Annotated in this window: 2 protein-coding genes; both read left to right on the forward strand. The window is 59.1% G+C overall.

Annotated elements, in window-relative coordinates:
* Positions 1 to 1041 (forward strand): IS110 family RNA-guided transposase (locus GCT19_RS42070; protein WP_152855092.1); only part of this gene is annotated, 1041 nt, incomplete at its 5' end.
* Positions 1042 to 1697: 656 nt separating this feature from the next.
* Positions 1698 to 2080: IS110 family transposase (locus GCT19_RS42075; RefSeq protein WP_152855093.1), on the forward strand; the 383-nt coding region annotated here is incomplete at its 3' end.

Raw genomic sequence — 2080 nt, forward strand, 5'->3', positions numbered from 1 at the left:
TTGCTGGGCAAGATCGGTACGACACAGATCGAAGTTGATCGCCTATGCAAACGGCTGCGATGCAAAGCACGACACATCTGCGTGGTCTACGAAGCCGGCCCATGCGGTTACGGCCTGTATCGACGACTGATCGACAAAGGCTTCGACTGCATGGTGTGCGCACCATCGCTCATCCCACGCAAGCCGGGTGAGCGCGTCAAGACGGACCGCCGCGACGCGATCAAGCTGGTGCGTTCACTGCGAGCCGGCGACCTGTCCGCCGTGCATGTACCAACGATGGAAGATGAAGCGTTTCGCGATCTGGCCCGTGCCTGGTCATCAGCGAGAGAAGACCTCAAACAGGCGCGATGCCGGCTGAAATCGTTCCTGCTCCAGCATGGAGTGAATTACTTTGGACGAGCGGACTGGGGGCCTGCTCACCGCCGCTGGCTGAGCACATTCTCGTTCGACAGTGGCTGGCAACAACTGGCATTCAACGAGCACCGCCGCACGATCGAGGATCGCTTTGCGCAATGCGAACGACTGGAAACCGCGCTGCGTGAAGCCGTTGCAGACTGGCGTTTCTATCCCGCTGTGCTGGCGCTGCAGGCGATGCGGGGCATTAACTTCACGTCGGCTGTCGGCCTTGTGTCCGAACTGGGTGATCTATCGCGCTTCGAGCATCCACGTCAACTGATGGCGTGGCTTGGCGTGACACCGTCGGAACATTCATCAGGTGGCAAACGGCGACAAGGCAGCATCACAAAGACAGGAAACAGTTACGCAAGAAAGCTGCTGGTCGAATCTGCGTGGAGCTACCGCCATCCGGCACGCGTGAGCATTGATATCCAGCGCCGTCACGAAGGCATCCCAAAGGCGATCATCGATCGGGCCTGGGACGCGCAACTGCGGCTGTGCCGGAGATACAGGAAGCTGGTAGCCAGGGGAAAGATTGCCCACGTTGCCATCGTGGCAGTCGCCCGCGAACTCGCTGCTTTTATCTGGGACATTGGCCGGTTGGGCATGGCTATGGCAAGACCGCAGGACGTTCATCGAGTCTGACATCCGCGAAGCATGGAACTCATACAGCAGGCGGAGAGTTTCCTGAGAGCGGCGCAGCCCGGTATTCGAGCAACCCGCGTCCTCTTTTAGCAACGACATCAGGTCGGCTTGCGAAGCAAGTCAGCGGCAGGCTCATGAGACGGACCACCGTAATGCGGTACCCAACCCGCGAATATCAGCGTGATCCACCGTCGAGAGTTACTGCTACGCCGCCCTCAGGGAATTTGGAAACATCGGAAATGACAGTGAATGCAAAGTTCAAAACCGATCCCGATTGACACCGGGAGTCATATCAATCTGGGCGTTGCTGGCCCATGGTCGAACGTATCAAACCGGTTACGCGGGGCACCCCGCGTAGAACATCAACTTACCAAGGAGACTGGTCGTCGATAGGTTGCGCAGGATGACGTGCGCGTGATGGCAAAGCGGTCGGACCGCGGGGAAGCAAACCTGAATCGTGTCTTGTCCTTCGAGGACTCGTTGGAGCTGAGGCCTTCCCCAGGCGAATTCCATCAGGGCCAGCGGACCGTGTCCGTCACAAGGCCGGATATAGTGGAATGGCCTCGTCCCACCTCCGGCGGATGTATGCAAACGATCGGCGCTAGAGGACATGGCAGTATGGGCAATCCTTGGTCCACGACTGAACGGAGGCCGTCATGAATGTCGCTTTGCTGAGCATCGATCTCGCCAAAAACACCTTCCAGCTGTACGGCGTCGACGAACGCGGCCATCCGGTGTTGAGCCGGCGAGTCAGCCGCAGCAAGCTCCTCGAGACGGTCGTCTGTCTGCCCTGCTGCCGCATCGTGATGGAAGCCTGTGGCGGAGCGCATTACTGGGCTCGTCGGTTCTCGGCGATGGGCCATCATGTGCAGATCATTGCGCCGCGATTCGTCAAACCGTTCGTCAAATCCCAGAAGAATGATCGCAACGATGCGGAGGCGATCGTCGAAGCGGCGTCCCGTCCGACGATGCGCTACGTCGCCGTCAACAGCGTTGAACAGCAGGACATCCAGTCCATGCATCGCATCCGCAGCCTGCT

The organism is Paraburkholderia atlantica, from assembly GCF_009362785.1.
In the GTDB taxonomy this organism is placed as follows: Bacteria; Pseudomonadota; Gammaproteobacteria; order Burkholderiales; family Burkholderiaceae; genus Paraburkholderia; species Paraburkholderia atlantica.